Consider the following 17823-nt stretch of genomic DNA (forward strand, 5'->3'; position numbering starts at 1 on the left):
AGTCATCGGCAAGCAGAAGGAGACCCACATGACCATTCGTTACGCGGAACTCAAACGCCGGCTCGAACTCGACGGCGCCTCGGCGACCGTGCGGCACCTGCGCGAAGCGCTCGAGGAAGGCCATCTGAAACCCGAAGACTTCAGCCTTCGCCGCCTGGCGGAAACGCTCGTCCCCGGCGGCACCGAGTGGGTTCGCTCGCTCGATCCGCAGGCACAGGGACACGTGCTGCTGGAAGCCGGAGACGGCATCGACGCAACCGCCTTCTTGAACGTGACCGGGGCGATCGTCTCGGCGAAGATCCTCGAAGCCTATCGGAGCGAGGCCTTCGTCGCCTCGCGCTTGGTGGCGACCGTGCCGACTCGGTTGGACGGGGAACGCATTCCCGGGGCGGGACGCATCGCCGAAACGAACCTCGAAGTCCATCCCGGCATGCCCTATCCGCACGTCGGCTTCGGCGAAGACTACATCGAAACGCCGCACACGACCAAGCACGGGCTGATCGTGCCCGTCACGCGCGAGGCCATCTTCTTCGATCGCACGCACGTCGTGTTGCAACGGGCGGCTCAGGTGGGTGAAATCCTCGGCCTGCAAAAAGAAAAACGCATCCTCGATTGCATCATCGGCGCCGTCCGCTGCTACAAACACAACGGCATCGAGTACGACACCTACTATGCCGAAAGCGACGGCGGCCCTTGGGTGAACGCCCTCTCGGGCAACGAGCTGGTCGACTGGACCAACGTCGATCGTGCCGAACGCCTGTTCGCCGAAATGATCGATCCGACGACGGGCGATCCGATCGTCATCCGGCCGAACACGGTGTTGGTTCCTTCGACCATGCGGCATGCGGCACGGCGGGTGTTCGCGGCGACGCAAATCACCTTCCAGGCGAGCGGTTCGCCCACCGCCGTCAGCGCGCCGAATCCGCTGGCCGATTACCGCGTGTTCGACAGTCGTTTGCTGGTACAGCGGGCGACGGCTTCGGGTGTCTCGGCCGAGGAAGCGGCGAAGTGGTGGTTCTTGGGCGATTTCCGCCGCGCGTTCGCTTACATGGAAAACTGGCCGATCACCGTCACGCGCAGCCTGCCCGGCAGTGAAGCCGACTTCACGCAGGACATCGTCGTTCGCTTCAAGGCCGGCGAGCGCGGCGCGCCCGCGGTACTCGATCCGCGGTACGTCGTCCGTTGCACCGCCTGACGACGCACTCACGGAACCGATGACGAGGCAGGGCGATGGCACGACACTTCGACGGGCAGACGCAATACCTCACACGCGGAGAAAGTCCCGCGACGACCGTACCGCTCACGCTGGCGGCCTGGGTGTTTGCCGAGCGACTGGACGTGTACGGCGACGTGCTCGGGCTTTGCCGTGCCGCGGGTGAAAGCAACGGCTGGTTTCTTCAAGTCCGCGGCCCCGACGGTGCCCGCGCCGCTGCGGTCGCCTGCGCCGGAGGAACCTTTGCCGTCGCCCCCTCGACCGGTTCCTGTACGGCGAGTCGCTGGCATCATGTTGCGGGCGTGTTTTCAAGTCATGCGGCGCGGCGGGTGTACCTCGACGGTACGCCGGGTACGACGGAAACGACGAACCTGGTGCCTTCGGGCGTCGATACGATCACCGTCGGCGCGTGGCAGCGGTTGGGATCGCCGACCGTCTTCTTTCCCGGCGGCGTCGCCGAGGCCGCCGTATGGACGGCCGCGCTCGACGCGGGGGAGATCGCCGCCTTGGCCGCGGGGACCTCGCCGCTTGCGATTCGACGTGACGCCCTCGCCGCCTATTGGCCCTTCGGCGGAACCTATCCGCAAAACGATTCCGACGTTGCCTCGGGCCGGTACGTGTTGACGCCGATCGGTTCGCCCACGTGGATTCCGCATCCGGCGGGGCTGGTGCCGCACGAAGGGGCCGACGAACCCTCGTTGCCCGCGACCGTCGAGCACGGCACGATCGGCGCCGCGTTCATTGCCGGGGCACGAGCCGGCGGCGCATTTCTGCCGGGAGCACGCGACGGCGGGGCGTTTACGCCGACCGCCCAAGCAGGCGCGGCGCGCACCTGACGACGAAGGTTTTCACGAGGACCGACCATGCAACAAGCACGCGAGTTTCCCGGCGTCGTCTTCGCCGAGGGAAGCTGTCAATTGTTGGCGAGGGTGTTGGGCGAGGACGCCGAGCCGCTCGATCCGGCCCGGGTGGTCGCCGCCGAGTACACGATCGAGCGGTTGCAGCCGGCCGATCCCTTCGCCGCCGAGACGGTATCGGGGCACGATCATGTCCCGCTGGCGCCCGGCGATGTGCTTTTCGATACGTTACAAGTCGATGCCCGGTGGGAACTCGATGCGCAGGGGTACAACTTTCGGCACGCAATTCCCACGGCCGCGGGCGATCCGTTCCCCGTGCCCGAAGCGGACTACCGCGTGACCTACCGGCTGACGACCGTTTCGGGAACGCCGATCATCCTTCGCTTTCGCCTGCGCGCGTTGTAACCGTTCGACATCGAAGCACCAAGGAGACCGTTCGTGAACGACCTGGAAACCGTGAAGACGATCCGCTCGCAGGCCTTGGAAATCCTGCGGCGACTGACCGAAAACCCCAAGCCCAGCTACACGATCGACGGACAGCAGGTGTCGTGGAGCGAGTACCTGAACCGCATGACGGCCGTGGTCGATTGGTGCGATCGCCGATTGGCCGAGGCCGACCCGGTGCAGATCGTTTCTCGCGGCATCACGTGAAAGGAACCGCCTCATGACGATCGAGTGGTCGTGCGAAGACGATTTCGCCCTGGTGGTCGACGGGCTGGAGACGATCGAATGGCGGCCGCGGGGAAGAGTTCCCGGCGTGGTCGTCTCGGGGGCGCGGCATCGCCTGTTACCCGAACGCCGCGGTCGAACCGACGAAGCGAATCCGGCCGGTGAGGCCGTGTGGCTTGTGCCTGCCGAACCGGTCGCGAGCGTCGGCGTCGCACCGGGCGACGTTCTCGTCGATGGTCGGGGCACGCGTTGGAGCGTGCTCGAAATTTCACGCACGCACACGGGGTGTTGGCGCGTGCTCGCCCGCGACACGGCCGCCGTGTTCGGTCTGACCGATCGGGTGGACGTCGACCGGGCGGAATTTTCGAGGGATACCGCCGGGGCCGAACAGCTCGTGTGGCGGTTGCTGGTACCCGGTGTTCGCGCACGGTTCGTCGAGTTTCGCCGTAACGACTCGCCGTTCGACGCGGGCAAGTACACCGTGCAACTCGACTGGCAGCCCGACCCGAACGATGCCGCGCGTTTGCGCCTGCGCGATCGAGGCGGGAGCGTATTTCGGGTGATTTCTCTCGGCGGGCCGGTCGTCCCCGGCACACCGGCGACGGTGATCGTCGTCCCCGAGACGTAATCTTCGAGCCGGTGTTTGCGCAACCAAACGTTTCGAAATCTTCGACCGCGAGGAGCTTCGTTCGTGCGATTGGAAGAACTGATTCACACGCAATGGGCGGCTGATCCGCTCTTGGCCGAGGCGCTGCCGGTCGAGCGGGTGACGACCGGTTGGGGACATGTGCGCGAATTGCCGCGGGCGGTCGTCCAGGTGCGTCGCCGCGCCCGGGCGTGGCTCGACAATACGTTTCGCTGCGCCGAACGCGTCGTCCTCCGCATCCGCATCGATGCGGCACGATGCGACGAGGCGCTCGATCTTCTCGATCGCGCCGTGCGATCGTTTCACGGCAAGGAATTCGACCTGGGCGAAGGAATGCGCGTGGTGCGACTGTATGAACGCCGGCGGCATGCAGCCCGCGCCAAAGACGGTACCTGGCGGGCCGAAACCGATCTGGCGGCCCTGGTCGTCGAAAGTGAAACGTAAAGGATGCGAACATGACCCTCGAACTGAAAAGCTTCGTTCAGGCGGCCGTCGGCTGGCAATGGCGCGACTCGAGCGATGCGGGCGCGACGGCCGATTCGGGCACGGTTCCCTTTCGCTTCAATTTTGCCGCCGGAACCGACCCCGGTTGCACCGATTTGTTGTGGCGGCAACTGGGCAGGTCGCTCGCCGCGGGCGAAAGCGACGTGTGGGACTTGACCGACTTGCCGTTTGCCGTGTTGGGCGGCGAACTGCGATTCGCCTTCACTTCGGTGCGGGCCGTGTTGCTGGTCAATCGCGGCGAAAGCACCGGCGATCTGTATCTTTCCGGCGCGGAGCCGTCGCCCTGGTTGGGACCGGCGGCCGATCCCTCGCAAACGTTGATCGTCGCCCCGGGATCGCCGTTGTTGTGGGGGCAGGTGAACGAAGGGTGGCCCGTCGAGGCCCCGCACCATCTGCTGCGGGTGGAAGCCTACGGCGGTGATGTCACTTACGACCTGGTTTTGTCGGGCGTTCGCGCCTGATCGCAACGGCACAAGGAGCTGCCTTCCGTGAGTGTTCCGTTTACCGAGTTGGCCGGTTCGCCGCGCGAAGAATACACCCTGAACGGGTTTCGCGCGCGGCGTACGTTCTTGGTTCGCTGGGAGGATCGCCGCGCGTTTGCGGCCGAGTTGTTGGGCAGCGCCGACGGCGTGACCGGCCGTCCCTGGTCGCCCTATCCGGGCACATCGGGTGTGTTCGCGGTAGCCGTTCGCTTCGAGCCCGTCGAACCCGAAACGCTGCGTCCGCAAGAACTGCTCGATGCGACCTCGGAGCTGAATGATTACAGCGGCAGCTTTGCAAAGGCGATCGTCGAGTATCGCACGATCTTGCCGCAGGATCGGCACGACGGTCCGGCGCCGCCGGACGGCACGCACATCACGTATCGCATGGAATGCACGACCGAGACGATGGCGGTCGATCGCGCCGGTTGGTACGCCGCCGATCGCCCCGGCGAACCGCTTCCCGGCGACGCACCCTGGATGCGCATCGTGCCGACGACCGACCATCGTCTCACCTGGCGGCAGGTGGTCGATCCGCCCTGGACGGCGATCCGCGCGTTGCAAGGCAAGGTAAACGCCTCGGAGTTCCTCGGCTGCACGCCGGGCACCTTACTGTTCGCAGGTGCGACGGCGAACAAGCTGTACCGCGGCTCGTTCGAAGAGGGGGCCTCGTCGTTTTGCTGGGAGATCGACTACCTGTTTCGCGAGCGGGCGATCAAGCAAGGCGGGCAAGTGTGGGGCTGGAATTACGTCTATCGGGCCGACCCGCCCGGTTGGGTCGAGTTGCGAAACGACGCCGGCCCGTTCTACGAGGCGGGCGATTTCTCGGCCTTGTTCGCGCCCGAGCCGTAAATGTTCATCGCCGCGGTGCCCGCAACATCGGGGCCGTGCCGCTGGGATACGCGCTTCCGGCGTTCGGCTGTCCCAAGGCCGGGCCGTAACCTTCGGCGCTCGGCGTCGAGGGATACGCCGGCGCCGGGACGCTCGGTGCAATGGGGGCCGTGCTTTGCGGCGGCGCGGCGGCAGCGGGCGGCAGCGTCCACGGGGCGGGAACCGCTTGCGGTGCCGGGGTGGGCGAAGCCGGAACGTTCGGCATCGTTCCCGGCGCGTTCGACGCGGGAGGCGCGATCGTCGGTCCCGCCGGTGCCGAAGGCGGCAGAGAACTCGGCGGGGCGGGAAGATTCTCCAGCGGGGCCCCGCGCGAAGCCGGGCCGGAATCGGTCGCCGGAATCGGTTCCACCGGCGAGGGCATCCCCAACGAACCCGACGTTTGATACGTACTTTGCCGCAACGTCTCTCCCCGATCCAACAGGGCGTCCGTCGGCGTGACGAGCTGCGGCGTCAATTGATATTCCAGCGTGTGCCGATCGTAGATCGTTTGCGGCACGAGGTTTTCGGCAAAGAAGTCGATACCCGGCACCTCGTACCACGGCGCCGGAATGTTCTGATACACCGTCAGTGTCTGGTAGCCGTCCTTGACGAGCTTGATCTTGCGCGTGCCGTAGTAGGTGAAGTCGTGGGCGACGGGCGTCGTGCCGATCTGGTAATCGTCGACGTACACCATCGCGCCCGGCGGATTGCTGCGGATAAGCATCCGACGCCGTACGCAGCCGGTCAGAACCAGTGCGATCAGCAGTCCCGCCGCCAGACGGCGACGAAAGGCAATCGTGCGGTGCGTGTGATCGGTGGTGTGTGCAGCGTCCATGAACGGGCGATGATTCTTGTCCGGCGGCGAGGCCGTCGAGGTTTCGATGAGGACGAGCTCTTTTCGTCCGAAGCGGGCGCGAAGCCTTTGACGGGCAGGAGGCCCGGTTCGGGCGTCGCGGGAGTATAGCGAGGCCGGGTTTCTCCCGCCAGAGCGAAATTCGGTCGAACCGGTCTTCGCACGATCCGGCGGTGTCGGTATACTCCGCCGGCTTTGTCGGCGGCGAACGACCGCTTGACCCGACAAATGCCCGACTTCCCGCCCGTTCGATCGACGTGGTATCCCCCATCGGCCAACGGTACAATGGGAGGTGAACGCTATTCTGGAAGAATAGGAAGCCTGAAAAAACGAGGAAAGTTCTCAGCCTCGGGGGGAGGAGTCGTCACGCGAGCGATTCGAGTACGCGTGCCGAGCGCGGATACGAACCGGCTCTCGAAGCTGAGGCACCCCTGCGGCGAATGCCGGGACGATGGCCGACTCACTGGAGCACATTTGGGCCCACTGTTTGAAGGTCGCTGCGCGAACCGATGTCGGTCTGCGCCGATCGAACAACCAGGATTCGTACGCCGTCGACATCGCACCCGGCCAACAGGCCTTCGAGCAACGGGGCCATCTGTTTGTCGTCGCCGATGGGATGGGCGCGCACGCCGCGGGCGAGTTGGCCAGCAAGATCGCCACCGACTCGGTCGCCTTGGCGTACCGCAAGCTCAAGGATCTCTCGCCGCCGGAAGCCCTCCTTGCCGCCGTCCGCGAGGCGAACACCAAGATCCACACCAAGGGCCAAACCAGCGACGATTTTCGCGGCATGGGGACGACCATCAGCGCCCTGGCCGTCTTGCCGCAAGGGGCCGTGATCGCCCAGGTCGGCGACAGTCGCGTGTACCGGTACCGCAACCACAAGATCGAGCAATTGACGTTCGATCACAGCATGGTGTGGGAGTTGCGGGCGGCGAACCAGTTTCCCGACGGGAAGGTGCCCGACTTCATCCCCAAGAACGTCATCACCCGCTCGCTGGGACCGAACCCCGACGTCCAGGTCGACCTGGAAGGGCCGTTTCCGATCCAGGCGGGCGACATCTTCTTGTTGTGCAGCGACGGTCTTTCGAACCAGTTCGACGATGCCGAGCTGGGACAAATCCTCGGCGCGCTGCCGCCGGAAGAAGCCGTCGAGGCGCTCGTCGATTTGGCGAACCTCCGCGGCGGCCCCGACAACATCACGGTGATCGTCGTCCAGGTGCTCGGTCCGCAGCAGGCCCACGAGGACAAGTCGCAGCCCGCCCCTCCGACCGGCCGACGCATGTCGCTGCGACGCCTGCTCGGCTGGGCGATCGCGTTGGTCCTGGTGATCGCGGCCGGTTTCTTGTATCTGGAACCGTATCCCTTTGCGGCGCTGGCGTGCCTGGTCGTCGCCGTGGGGCTGGCCGTGTTGTCGAGCTTCCGTGAACACGTCCACGGATCGACCTTCGGCCTGCGCCGCTTGGGCAAAGGACCGTACACGGCCGCCGAATGTCGGCCCGGTGAAGACCTGGTTCGCAATCTTCAGGGCGTCATGCGCGACTTGCGTCGCGCGGCAGTCGAAGAAAACTGGGAGATCGACTGGTCTCGCTTCGATGCCCACGATGAGGCCGGCGGAAAGGCGTTTTCCGAAGGCAACTTCGCAACCGCGATCGCCGAATATTGCCGCGCGATCTCCGACTTGATGCGTCAGTTGAAAGGTCGGCGCGAACGCACGGAAACGATCTTTTGATCCGCCGAGAACCGGTATCGGCGACCGCTTGTCGTCCCGCCTATCTACACCGGCGATACGCGACGGCCGTAGACGATCCACTCGACGCCCAAGGCAATCAGGCAGCACACCACGAGCCATTTCCAGAATTCGCGTCGTTGGGTTTCGACGCCCGAGCGTCCCTCGACCGTTTCGTATCCGATGTCGAGCGACTCGCGGACGGCGATGTCGCTTTCGGCCTCGTCGATCGCGTTGACGGCGAAGCGGGCCGCCTCGGCGTCGCCGCGCGATGCCCGCACGGTGTACACGCCCGGAAGATCCGTCTCTTGAAACCGAAGCGTCGAACCGTCGCGGACGTCGATCTCGCGCTGCGTTCCGTCGGGCAGCGTCACCACGGCCGAGTCGATTTCCTGCGGAAGCGGCAGCACGACCGCTTCGCCGGTGCGCACAAGCTGCGAGCCGCCGCGAACGGTCAGCCGCCCGAAGTATTCCACCGCGGCGTGAACGAACACGGGGAAGCTGGGGCGCAACCACCAGTTCGTGATCGGTTGTGAGCCTTCGGGTGCGTCGTCAAGCAGCGGGAAGGCGACCACGCAATCTTCGTAGGCGTCGCGCGGTGCCGCAGCGATCAGGGGCCCGCGGTCGCTGTCGACCAAGACCGTCGCACCCGGCGGCGGCTTCAGCGGTGTCGCCGCGACGATCAAGACATCATCCAATTGCAAGCCGCCGGAAGCGGGATGTTGCGAGTCGATATCGACGACTTGCGGCAGCTCGACGGGCGATTCCGTCTGCCAGCGGCCGTCGGGCGGCAACGCGCCCCAAAACCACGTATTCGTCTGCGGCATCACCGGCGGTGCGCAGCGATCGAAGATGATCAAATCGGCCTCGTCGGGACGCAATGCGGCGTAGGCCTCGGCATCTTGCAACACTTGCGGAAATTCGACCTGCACGTCGACGTATCGTCGGATGGCCGACGTGCTCAAGGCGGTCGTCAGCGGCTCGTTTCCCGGCGTGAACAGCAACACACGAATGCGGCGCGGCGGGCGGACGACCGCATAGGCCACGTCGTCGACGGGGTACTGGTCGCCGGTGTTCGCGCGCAGTTCGAGAACCCCCGATTCGGTCGTCGCCCGAAATGTGACGCCGGATTCCTTTTCGGCGGGGACGAGGGTTCGCGCGGCGTCGATCAATTCGCCGTCGAGCCGCAATTCGAGTTCGACGTTTGCGTCCTGCTTGCCGAAGTTCCGCACGCGGGTCAGCACCTCGTAGGTGCCCGGCTCGTCCATGGCCGGTTCGAGCGAAAAGGCGGTAATGCCGATATTGACCGGCGAGTCGGTTCCGATCACGCGATAGACGGGCGTCAGGTTTCCCAGCCGAAAATCTTCCGGCGGGTCGAACTTGCCGTCGCTGAAGATGACGACCGTCGCCGGCAGCGGTTCGGCGACCATGAAGTCGGTCACGTCGGACGCACTGCGACCGGGGTTCGCCAGCCCGGCCGCCACCCGCAGCGCCTCGTCGATCGATGTCCGGCGGTACGTCGGCTCGATCCGCTCCACGGCGGCGCGGAGCCGCCGGCGGTTGTCGGTGAACGGTTGCTCGACGCGGGCGACGTCGGAAAACGACACCACCATCACGACGGCGTCGTCGTCCAACGAATCGAGAAACGCCCGAGCCTGCCGCTTCGCTTCCGCCAGTCGCGAGGGGGAGACGTCGGTCGCCTGCATCCCGGCCGAATTGTCGATCAGCAGGATGAACCGATCGCCGACCGGTCGTTCCGAATCGATACCCGGCCGCAGCAACGCGAGCAGCATCAAGAACACGGCCGCCAGTTGCAGGTACAACAGCAGGTTGTTTTTCAACCGCTGCCACAAGGCGTTGACGTGCAGGTCTTCGAGCATGCGGAACCACAAGTACGTGCTGGGGACTTCGACCGGCCGCCGACGCAGCTTGAGGAAGTAGAGCAACACGATCAGCGCGGGCACGGCCGCCGCCGGCACCCACTGCCACGCCGAAAGCATGTTCAAGAAGCGAAATCCCATCAGCGCACCAGCCCTCGTTGTCGCAAATAGCCGCCGATGAGCCGATCGACCGGCATGTCGTTTCGCGCAGGCACGTACACGATGTTTCGTCGCGTGCAGTACTCGCGGACGGCGTGGATGAACGCCTCGGCCGTCCGCCGGTACCGTCGCAGCAGCGCCGCGTTGGCCGAGATTTCCCGCACGTCGCCGTCTTCCGAGTCGACCAACCGCACATCGCCCTGCAACTGGGGATCGACATCTTCTTCGGCGAGCATGTGCACGACGTAGATATCCCACGGGCGGGCCAACAGGTATCGCAAGGCCGACTCGAACCCGCCTTTGTCCAACAGGTCGGAGATCAAGATCACGATTCCTTGGCCCGATTCCCGCACGGCGAACCGCTTGAGCGATTCGGCCAACACGACCGGTTCATCCGGGGTGATTCCCGCGAGATAGTCCAGCATTCGCGGAAGACTGCGTCTGCCGCGGAAGACCGGCACCGGTCCGCGCGCACCGAGCGTCGCGATCTTCACGCGGTCGCCGCGAACCAGCCCGATGAACCCCAACGCCGCGGCCAGTCGTCGGGCGGCCTGGAACTTCGTCGGCTCGCCGAAATCCATCGAACGGCTGGCATCGACAAGTGGATAGACGTGCAGATCCTCTTCTTCGAGGAACAATTTCAAAAACAAGCGATCGAGGCGGGCATACGAATTCCAATCGACGAAACGAATGTCGTCCCCCGGAACGTAGTCGCGGTAGTCGGCCAGCTCGACTCCCTGTCCGCGCCGAAGGCTGCGCCGTTCGCCCTTCATGCGGCCGCGGAACATCTTCCGGCTGACCAGCTCCATGCGTTCGAGCTTGGCCAGCAAGTCGGGCGTCAAGATCGGTTCGGTGTCGGCAGCCATGATCGGGGGTTCTCGTGTGAATGCGGATCCGTGCGAAGCGAGCCTGCGAGGCGATCCCGTGTGTCGGAAGAGCTCAGAGCTTCTCCGGCGTTTCTTCGAGGATGTCCAACAACACGCGGTCGGTGGTCACGTCTTCGGCCTGGGCCTCGAAGTTGAGGATGATTCGGTGCCGCATCGCGGGGAGGACGGCGCGTCGGACATCCTCGAAGCTCACGTTGTAACGGCCGTTCAACAATGCCCTGACCTTGGCGGCTAAGACCAGCGCCTGAGCCGCCCGGGGACTGGCTCCCCATCGCACGTGCTTGTTGGTCGTCTCGGCGGCATATTCCCCGCCGGGATGCGTCGCCAGCACGAGACGCACCACGTAATCTTGTACGTGCGGCGCGACGACCACCTCGCGGACGACCTTCTGCCAGCCGATGATTTCGTCGCCGTCCATCACCTTTTGCGGCTCGGGCTGGGTGCCGCGGGTGGTGCGCTCGATGATCTCGGTCAGCTCGGCGCGATTCGAGTAACCGACCGTCAATTTGAACAGGAACCGGTCGAGCTGCGCCTCGGGCAGCGGATAGGTGCCTTCCTGTTCGATCGGGTTTTGCGTGGCCATCACGAAGAAGGGTTGTTTGAGCGGATAGCGCGTGCCCGCGGCGGTCGCCGCTCCTTCTTGCATCGTTTCGAGCATGGCCGATTGCGTCTTCGGCGTGGCACGGTTGATTTCGTCGGCCAGGCAAATCTGCGTGAAGATCGGCCCCTTTTGGAACTGGAAGAAGCGTTTGCCCGACTCGTCCTCCATGACCATGTTTGTTCCCAGGATGTCGGCGGGCATCAAGTCGGGCGTGAACTGGATGCGGGAAAAATCAAGGTTCAACACGGAGGCCAACGTTCGCACCAACAACGTCTTCCCCAGGCCCGGCACGCCTTCGAGCAGACAATGGCCTCCCACGAACAGGCACGTCAGCACGCCGTGGACGACGTCTTCGTGGCCCACGATCACGCGGGCGATTTGTTCGCGGACGGCCTCGTAACGCTCGGCAAACCGTTCGGCCTGCTGTTCCATCGATTCGGCGGTACTCATGGGCTACTCCTTCGTGGGAACACGGCGTCGTTCCACCGGCGGACGAACGCGGTTCGGCTCGATTACGTGTTCGATTCGTTTTCGTTCGGCTTCTCTTGCGGCGCGGCGGACGATTGACGCTTCCACACGCGACGTTTCGTTTCCAGCAATCGACGGGTGTACGTGTCTTCGTCGGACGGCGCTTGTTCGGGTTCGGTTTCGGGGCGCGGTTTCGGCGCGGCGGTCGGTGAGGGACGGTCGGCGGGTTCGACCGGCAATTCCCCCGGTTCGAAGCGTTCGCCCGCGCGCTCTTGCAGTTCGCGCCGCACGCGTTCTTTGCGGCTGCGCAGACGTTCCAGCAGGACGACCTCGGCAGCGGGTTCTTCTCCGCCGAAACGCGCCCGCACGAGGCGAACGAGCCTCTGCACGGCTGCGACCGGATCGAGCTGCACACGGCGGATGAATACATCGGCCAGCAACAGCCAGGCCGCCGCCAGCAACAGCCAATGCCAGGCGGGTTGCCGGCTGCGGGCCTTGGGTAAATCACGGCGATAGTGATCGACCGGGGGCGTTGCGGCATCGTCGAGAATCGAAAACGACGCATCGACGCGCTGCAATACGCCGGGCGAACCGCCCTTGGGCGTCATGCCGGCCAGGTGTTTCAAGAGCGGTTCGTTCGCCGGTCGGTAACGAAATTCTTCGGAATACGGCAACGTCACTCCGGCGATCAGCGGTGCGGCTTCGGTGTCGGGCAGGATCGTCAGCAGGTAGTCGCCCGCCCCGCCCAGCGGCACCTCGCCCTCGTAACGGCCCGGTGCCGTCTGTTTGAGGACCAAGGTGCTTGCCTCGAGGTCGGGCGCGACGACCGAAGCGACCATCTCGGCGAAGTTGATGTAGCGGTTTTCTGCGTCCAAGGCATCGACGGTCACATGCAGTGTTCGGCCTTCGATCGTCGTGTTCACGGTGTAGTTGCCGGTGTCGTTCGTCGGCCGCATGGCCCACGTGACCAATTGACCGAAGAACTTGTCGTACTCGGTCCACTCGCGGTTCGGATCGAGCCAGCGCGTACCGATATCGGTGGTGAAGGCCGCGGATCGCCCCAGGCCGTATTGCCAGGTCGCCAAAATGGTCGCGTTTTCGCGGTTACCCGGCTGCGAGGCGACGAGCGGGGCTTCGACCAGCGGGTTGGCCTTCAGCCGCGTCATCACGTAGCCCGAGATGGAACAAAACGGCATCCGCACGCCCGAAAGGATTTCGTGCGAGCCCGTTCGATCGACGGCAAACGGCGCGGGCTGTTCGTAGATCAACGGCATGGCGACACGTCGCGACTCGCGCTGGTAAATACGAACCAATGCCGAAGCGTTCGAGACGGCGTAGTACTTTCCGCCGGTTTGGGCGGCCAGACGTTGCAGTACCCGACTGCCCGCCGGGCCGTGCGTACCCACCGCCACCGTCGAAACCGTCACGTTTTGTCTTACCAGCGCGTTGATAGCCGCCTGCGTGGGCGGCGAAGGGTCGCCGTCGCTGATGACGATCATGTGTTTGACCGCGGCATCGGGGAGGGCGGCGAAACCCTGGGCCGCCAGCTTCAATCCCGGGTCGAAGTCGGGCATGTCGCCGGGGGTCATTCGCCCGACCAGGGCAAGCATCTGTCGGCGTCGCGGACCGACTTCGAGCATGCCCCCCGGCCAAAGCCACGACGTCCCCCTCGCACCGTACTGAATCACGCCGCAATAGTCGCGCGGTCCCAAGGCTCGGATGGCTTCCTGGCCGATGCGCACTTGCCAGTAATTCCCGTTGGCCATTTCCGAGGCGTGCATGACCATTGCCAAGGCACCGCGGGGAACGACTTCGAGGTTGTCGATTTGGAAGTCGACGGGCATGGCCTGTTCGAGTTCGGTGTTGGCCCATCCGCCCGCTCCGAAACTGTTCGGCCCGCCCAACATGATCAATCCCGATCCGCCTTGCTGCGTGTTTTGCACCAGGGCGGTCGTTTGCATGTCGCTGAGGGCCTCGCGCGGCACGTCCGACAAGACGACCGCATCGAACCCCGCCAGTTCGGCCGCCGACGTGAACGCCCGTTCGGCCGGTCGAACGACGACCTCGATGTTCAGTGCGCGAACGGCCTCGACGAACCTCGCCGCGCGCCCGACGGCGACATTGTCTTCGATCACCAAGATCCGCCCCCGACCACGAACCAGCGCAAAACCGGTGGCGCGGTTGTTTTGCGGCAGGGCGTCGCTTTCGGGGTCGTCGGGCACGAAGACGGCATCGAACGAATAGAAGCCCGGATCATCGAACTGCCGCCGGATGGTGAACACCTGCTTGCCCGGTGCCACATCGACATGTTGGTCGACCAGCACGAGCGGCTCGTCTTCGGTCCGCTGGCGAATGATCAACCGACCGGGTAGCGACTTCCCTTCGGGCGAATTGTTCTCCAAGACGACTCGCAAATCGAACGGTCGGCCGCGTCGCAACCCTGCGGGCACGGCGATCCGCTGTACCATCACGTCGGCGCGCGGCGGGGTGTCGACCAAGACGACGTCGATTCCCACGGGCACGTCGGCCAGATGCTCTCCCATTTCAGCGGCGTTGCCCAGGTTCTCGTTGCCGTCGGTGACGATCACGATCCGACGGGCGGCATCTTCGGGGAAGGCCGCTTCGGCCAGGCGCATCGCGGCTTCGAGGTTTGTGAACTCGGGATCGACGGGCGTTTCGATCCGCTCGGGAAGACGCAGATCGTCGTCGAACGGCGGGGCCTCGATGCCCGCCGTCCGTCCGAACACGATCACGCCCACCCGGTCGTCTTCGGCGCGGTGTGCGGCGATGTCGGCGTTCACGTAGTCGATCATGCGTTGCCGCGCTTCGGCGGGAATACTCGCCGACTGGTCGAGCAGATAGAGGACGGTCAGGCGGTCCGAGGTGCGCACCCATTGGATTTCGGCCAAGGCGGCCGCCAGCACGGCGAACAAGAGCGTTCGCCAAAAGATCGCAAATCCCCGCCGAAAGCGCCCCAGAAGTGCAAGGCGTCGCCACGACCACCACCACAAAAGCGGCAGCAGCACCAGCAGCCAAAGCCACATCGGTCGATCGAAGGCGATCGCGTATTCCATGCGTGATGCGCTCCGCTTGTCACCAGCGGATCCGTTGTACTCGATGATTGTTCGTATCGAGAACGAACAAATTGCCCTCGCCGTCGTAGGCCACGGCCCACGGATTGCTCAATTGCCCGGGCTCGTTTCCCGGACCGCCCCAAGCGGCAAGCCATTTGCCGTCGCGCGTGAACTGTTGTACGCGATGGTTTCCGAACTCGCAAACGAAGACAGTGTCTTCCGGGCCGAAGCACAGCCCGTACGGATAAAACAATTCGCCCGGTGCATGTCCCTGCGTTCCCCAATGGAACAACAGCTTGCCCTCGGTATCGAACACCTGGATCCGGTGGTTGCAGGCATCGGCGACCCAGATGCGGTCTCGTTCGTCGACGGCCATCGACTGGGGACGCGAGAACCGTCCCGGCGCGTCGCCGTGTCCGCCCCATTCGGTCAGGTATTCACCCTGGGGGGAAAACTTTTGGATGCGGTCGTGCCCGCCGTATTCCGATACGTAATAGTTTCCCTGCGAATCTTGGACGACGTCGGTTACGAAACCGAATTCGCCGGGCCCGGTGCCGTTGGTGCCGCCCCAGGTATCGAGTAACCGGCCGTCGGGAGAGTAGAACAAGATTCGAAAGTAATGCGTGTCGGGAACGACGACGTTCCCTTGCCGGTCGATGGAAATGCCCGTCGGCTTGCCCGCCTCGTGGGCAGGCGTGGTCCAGCCGCGAAGATAACGGCCGTCGGCATCGAAAACCTGGATGCGGGCGGTCATGTCGACGATGTACACGAGCCCCTGATCGTCGAGCGCCATTCCCCGCGGCTTCTGGAGGCGACCGTCGCCGATTCCGCGGCGACCCCATACCGCATCGGGCGGACGTTCGACCTTGCCGCTCGGTACGCAACCGGCCGACAAGGCAAGAACCGAAACGGCCGACAACAAACCGGCGACGAATCGCCGGCGAACCGCGCAAGCCGCGTCTGCCGACGGGTTCGTGTATTCTTGTGCGCCGATTCGTTGCAAGAACCACCCCCTTGTTCTCGAGGTCGATCGGCACTTCACACGCTGAAAAGTGCGCTGCGTTCCACCGATCGAAAGCGGCGATCGAACCGCGGCGACGAGTCCCTTGGATTCTAACTCGGCCGTCGCACGATGCCCAGTGTCACGAGCCGAGCACAATGCGGCGTTCCCTTGTATCGTGCAAGCGAAGGGGGTTACGATTTGAATGCGCCTTCGACCGTGCTCGGTCGGTCGACGAGTCTTCTTCGCGCTTTCGGGAGTCGTTGCACCATGCTGGATCACCGTTTTCGCATCACCGAACAGGGCAGCACCGTCCGGACTGAAATCCTCGCCGGAGTCACCACCTTCCTGACGATGGCGTACATCGTATTCTTGCAACCGGCGGTCCTCTCGGGTCGCCTGTTCGGCGGCTCGCCCGATGCCGATATCATGCCCTTCGGCGCCGTGATGACCGCCACGTGTCTTTCGGCGGCGATCGCCACGTTGATTATGGGGTTGTACGCGAACTATCCGATCGCGCAGGCGCCGGGCATGGGTGAAAACTTCATCTTCGTGCTCAGCCTGGTTCCGGCCGCGCAGGCGTGGATCGATCAAGCGACCGCCGCCGGTCGCCTGGAACCCGGATCGGTCGCTGCCTGGCAAATCGGCCTCGGAGTGGTATTCGTCTCGGGCGTCCTTTTCTTGATCGTTTCGTTGTTGGGGCTGCGGACGATGATTCTCGGTGCGATCAGTCCGAGCATGCGGAACGCGATTGCGGCGGGAATCGGGCTATTCATCGCCTTCATCGGTCTACAAGGTGCGACCGTGATCGTCGACGCACCGGGCCAGCTCGTCCGCATGAACCCGCACGTCGCCATGCCGGATGTAGTCGTCTTCTTTTTCGGCTTGCTGGTTACCGCGGGCTTGCACGGACGCCGCGTGCCCGGCTCGATCATTTGGGGAATCACGGCGACGGCGTTGTTTGCCGTGGGGTTGCGCGAGGTTCTGCCGCTTGCGGCCGAGCGGTTTCCGGCGTTTTTCGATCCGGCCGCGATCGCCGAATCGAACCTGTTGACGCGCTTCACGATCGCCTCGGGCGTGGCATCCGTCCCGCCGTCGCTATCGCCGACCTTGTTCAAGTTCGACATCATACACGCGCTGACCTGGCAGATGCTGCCGTTCGTCTTTCTCTTTTTGTTCATGGACGTGTTCGACACGTTGGGCACGCTGGTGGGGGTGAGTGAGCAGGCGGGATTGATTCAAGACGGCGAGTTGCCGCGTGCCCGCCGGGCGATGCTCTCGGACGCCTTGGGAACGGTGGTCGGCGCCTCGTGCGGAACGAGCACGGTCACCAGTTTTATCGAGAGTGCCGCAGGGGTGGAACAAGGCGGACGCACCGGCCTGACGGCGGTCGTCGTCGCCGTGCTGTTCTTGGCGGCCCCGTTTTTCGCCCCGCTGGTCGAGATGGTCGGCAGCTACCCGTCGATCACCGCCCCGGCGTTGTTCATCGTCGGCTCGATGATGATGCGGAACGTGCTGAAGATCGAATGGTCGAACGCGGCCGAGGCCGTGCCCGCCTTCGTGACGATCATCGGCATCCCGCTGTCGTACTCGATCGCCGACGGCCTGGCGTTGGGGTTCATTTCGTACCCGCTGGTGAAGCTGCTGGCCGGCCAAGGCAAAGAAGTGGGCAAGCTGAGCTACCTGTTGGCCGTTCTGCTGATCGTGTACCTGGTCGCCGTGCGATCGCAAGTCGGCTGAAGGGCGGGCCTGCGTCGGGATCGGCCTAGCCTACGAGATCAGCCTGCCGTGGGGGATGGATCCTTCGAAAAGGGGGTATGCTTCGTTGTAAGGGATGGTGCGTCAATTTAGGGTGTATAGATAGAATGGATAGCTTGTGGGGCTGGCTTGCCCTTGCTCAGGTTCCGGCCGTTCAGTAGGATCAAGGGTTTGATCGT

General features: G+C 64.5%; 16 protein-coding genes. 10 read left to right on the forward strand and 6 right to left on the reverse strand.

The features are described 5' to 3' along the window. Window positions 1–28 precede the first annotated feature (28 nt). The 8 genes from ACYQ2I_RS01365 to ACYQ2I_RS01400 all read left to right on the forward strand — a co-directional run bounded on the left by ACYQ2I_RS01365 (window position 29) and on the right by ACYQ2I_RS01400 (window position 5220). The gene (locus ACYQ2I_RS01365) at window positions 29–1195 is read left to right on the forward strand and encodes a phage major capsid protein (RefSeq protein WP_460165188.1); all 1167 of its coding nucleotides are present in this window, start codon (window positions 29–31) and stop codon (window positions 1193–1195) included. A gap of 35 nt (window positions 1196–1230) precedes the next feature. Beyond that, entirely contained in the window at window positions 1231–2049 is an 819-nt protein-coding gene (locus ACYQ2I_RS01370; RefSeq protein WP_460165189.1) for a LamG domain-containing protein, read from the forward strand. A 27-nt stretch (window positions 2050–2076) separates the two neighbouring features. After that, complete coding sequence (locus ACYQ2I_RS01375) at window positions 2077–2475, forward strand: hypothetical protein (protein WP_460165190.1); 399 nt, start codon at window positions 2077–2079, stop codon at window positions 2473–2475. A gap of 33 nt (window positions 2476–2508) precedes the next feature. Next, a complete protein-coding gene (locus tag ACYQ2I_RS01380) occupies window positions 2509–2721 on the forward strand; it encodes an OTU domain-containing protein (protein ID WP_460165191.1) in 213 nt (70 codons plus the stop codon). Window positions 2722–2734: 13 nt separating this feature from the next. Beyond that, a complete protein-coding gene (locus ACYQ2I_RS01385; protein ID WP_460165192.1) occupies window positions 2735–3367 on the forward strand; it encodes a hypothetical protein in 633 nt (210 codons plus the stop codon). Between the two features lie 63 nt (window positions 3368–3430). After that, the gene (locus ACYQ2I_RS01390) at window positions 3431–3829 is read left to right on the forward strand and encodes a hypothetical protein (RefSeq protein WP_460165193.1); all 399 of its coding nucleotides are present in this window, start codon (window positions 3431–3433) and stop codon (window positions 3827–3829) included. Between the two features lie 11 nt (window positions 3830–3840). Beyond that, window positions 3841–4350 carry a hypothetical protein gene (locus ACYQ2I_RS01395; protein WP_460165194.1) on the forward strand — a complete coding sequence of 170 codons (510 nt, stop codon included), beginning with the start codon at window positions 3841–3843 and terminating at the stop codon, window positions 4348–4350. Between the two features lie 27 nt (window positions 4351–4377). Next, window positions 4378–5220 (forward strand): hypothetical protein, encoded by an 843-nt coding sequence (locus ACYQ2I_RS01400; protein ID WP_460165195.1) that lies wholly within the window; start codon window positions 4378–4380, stop codon window positions 5218–5220. A gap of 4 nt (window positions 5221–5224) precedes the next feature. On the opposite strand, the gene ACYQ2I_RS01405 is transcribed toward ACYQ2I_RS01400, so the two are convergent. Next, entirely contained in the window at window positions 5225–6073 is an 849-nt protein-coding gene (locus tag ACYQ2I_RS01405) for a PEGA domain-containing protein (RefSeq protein ID WP_460165196.1), read from the reverse strand. 469 nt (window positions 6074–6542) lie between these two features. Between ACYQ2I_RS01405 and ACYQ2I_RS01410 the strand changes: the two genes are divergently transcribed. Continuing rightward, entirely contained in the window at window positions 6543–7820 is a 1278-nt protein-coding gene (locus tag ACYQ2I_RS01410; RefSeq protein WP_460165197.1) for a PP2C family protein-serine/threonine phosphatase, read from the forward strand. Window positions 7821–7864: 44 nt separating this feature from the next. Here the strand turns inward: ACYQ2I_RS01410 and ACYQ2I_RS01415 are convergent, their stop codons facing one another. From ACYQ2I_RS01415 to ACYQ2I_RS01435, 5 genes are all read right to left on the reverse strand, one after another. Then, window positions 7865–9838, reverse strand: a complete 1974-nt coding sequence (locus tag ACYQ2I_RS01415) for a VWA domain-containing protein (protein WP_460165198.1) — start codon at window positions 9836–9838, stop codon at window positions 7865–7867. Next, a complete protein-coding gene (locus tag ACYQ2I_RS01420) occupies window positions 9838–10722 on the reverse strand; it encodes a DUF58 domain-containing protein (protein WP_460165199.1) in 885 nt (294 codons plus the stop codon). Before ACYQ2I_RS01420 ends, ACYQ2I_RS01415 begins: the two co-directional genes overlap by 1 nt. A gap of 73 nt (window positions 10723–10795) precedes the next feature. Continuing rightward, window positions 10796–11794 carry an AAA family ATPase gene (locus ACYQ2I_RS01425; protein ID WP_460165200.1) on the reverse strand — a complete coding sequence of 333 codons (999 nt, stop codon included), beginning with the start codon at window positions 11792–11794 and terminating at the stop codon, window positions 10796–10798. A 62-nt stretch (window positions 11795–11856) separates the two neighbouring features. Further along, a complete protein-coding gene (locus tag ACYQ2I_RS01430; RefSeq protein ID WP_460165201.1) occupies window positions 11857–14886 on the reverse strand; it encodes a VWA domain-containing protein in 3030 nt (1009 codons plus the stop codon). Between the two features lie 19 nt (window positions 14887–14905). Further along, window positions 14906–15889, reverse strand: coding sequence for an NHL repeat-containing protein (locus tag ACYQ2I_RS01435; protein ID WP_460165202.1), 984 nt, complete (start codon window positions 15887–15889; stop codon window positions 14906–14908). A 267-nt stretch (window positions 15890–16156) separates the two neighbouring features. Between ACYQ2I_RS01435 and ACYQ2I_RS01440 the strand changes: the two genes are divergently transcribed. Then, window positions 16157–17626: an NCS2 family permease gene (locus ACYQ2I_RS01440; protein WP_460165203.1), complete on the forward strand. Its 1470-nt coding sequence runs from the start codon at window positions 16157–16159 to the stop codon at window positions 17624–17626. Window positions 17627–17823 lie beyond the last annotated feature (197 nt).

This window comes from Thermostilla marina (genome assembly GCF_054657455.1).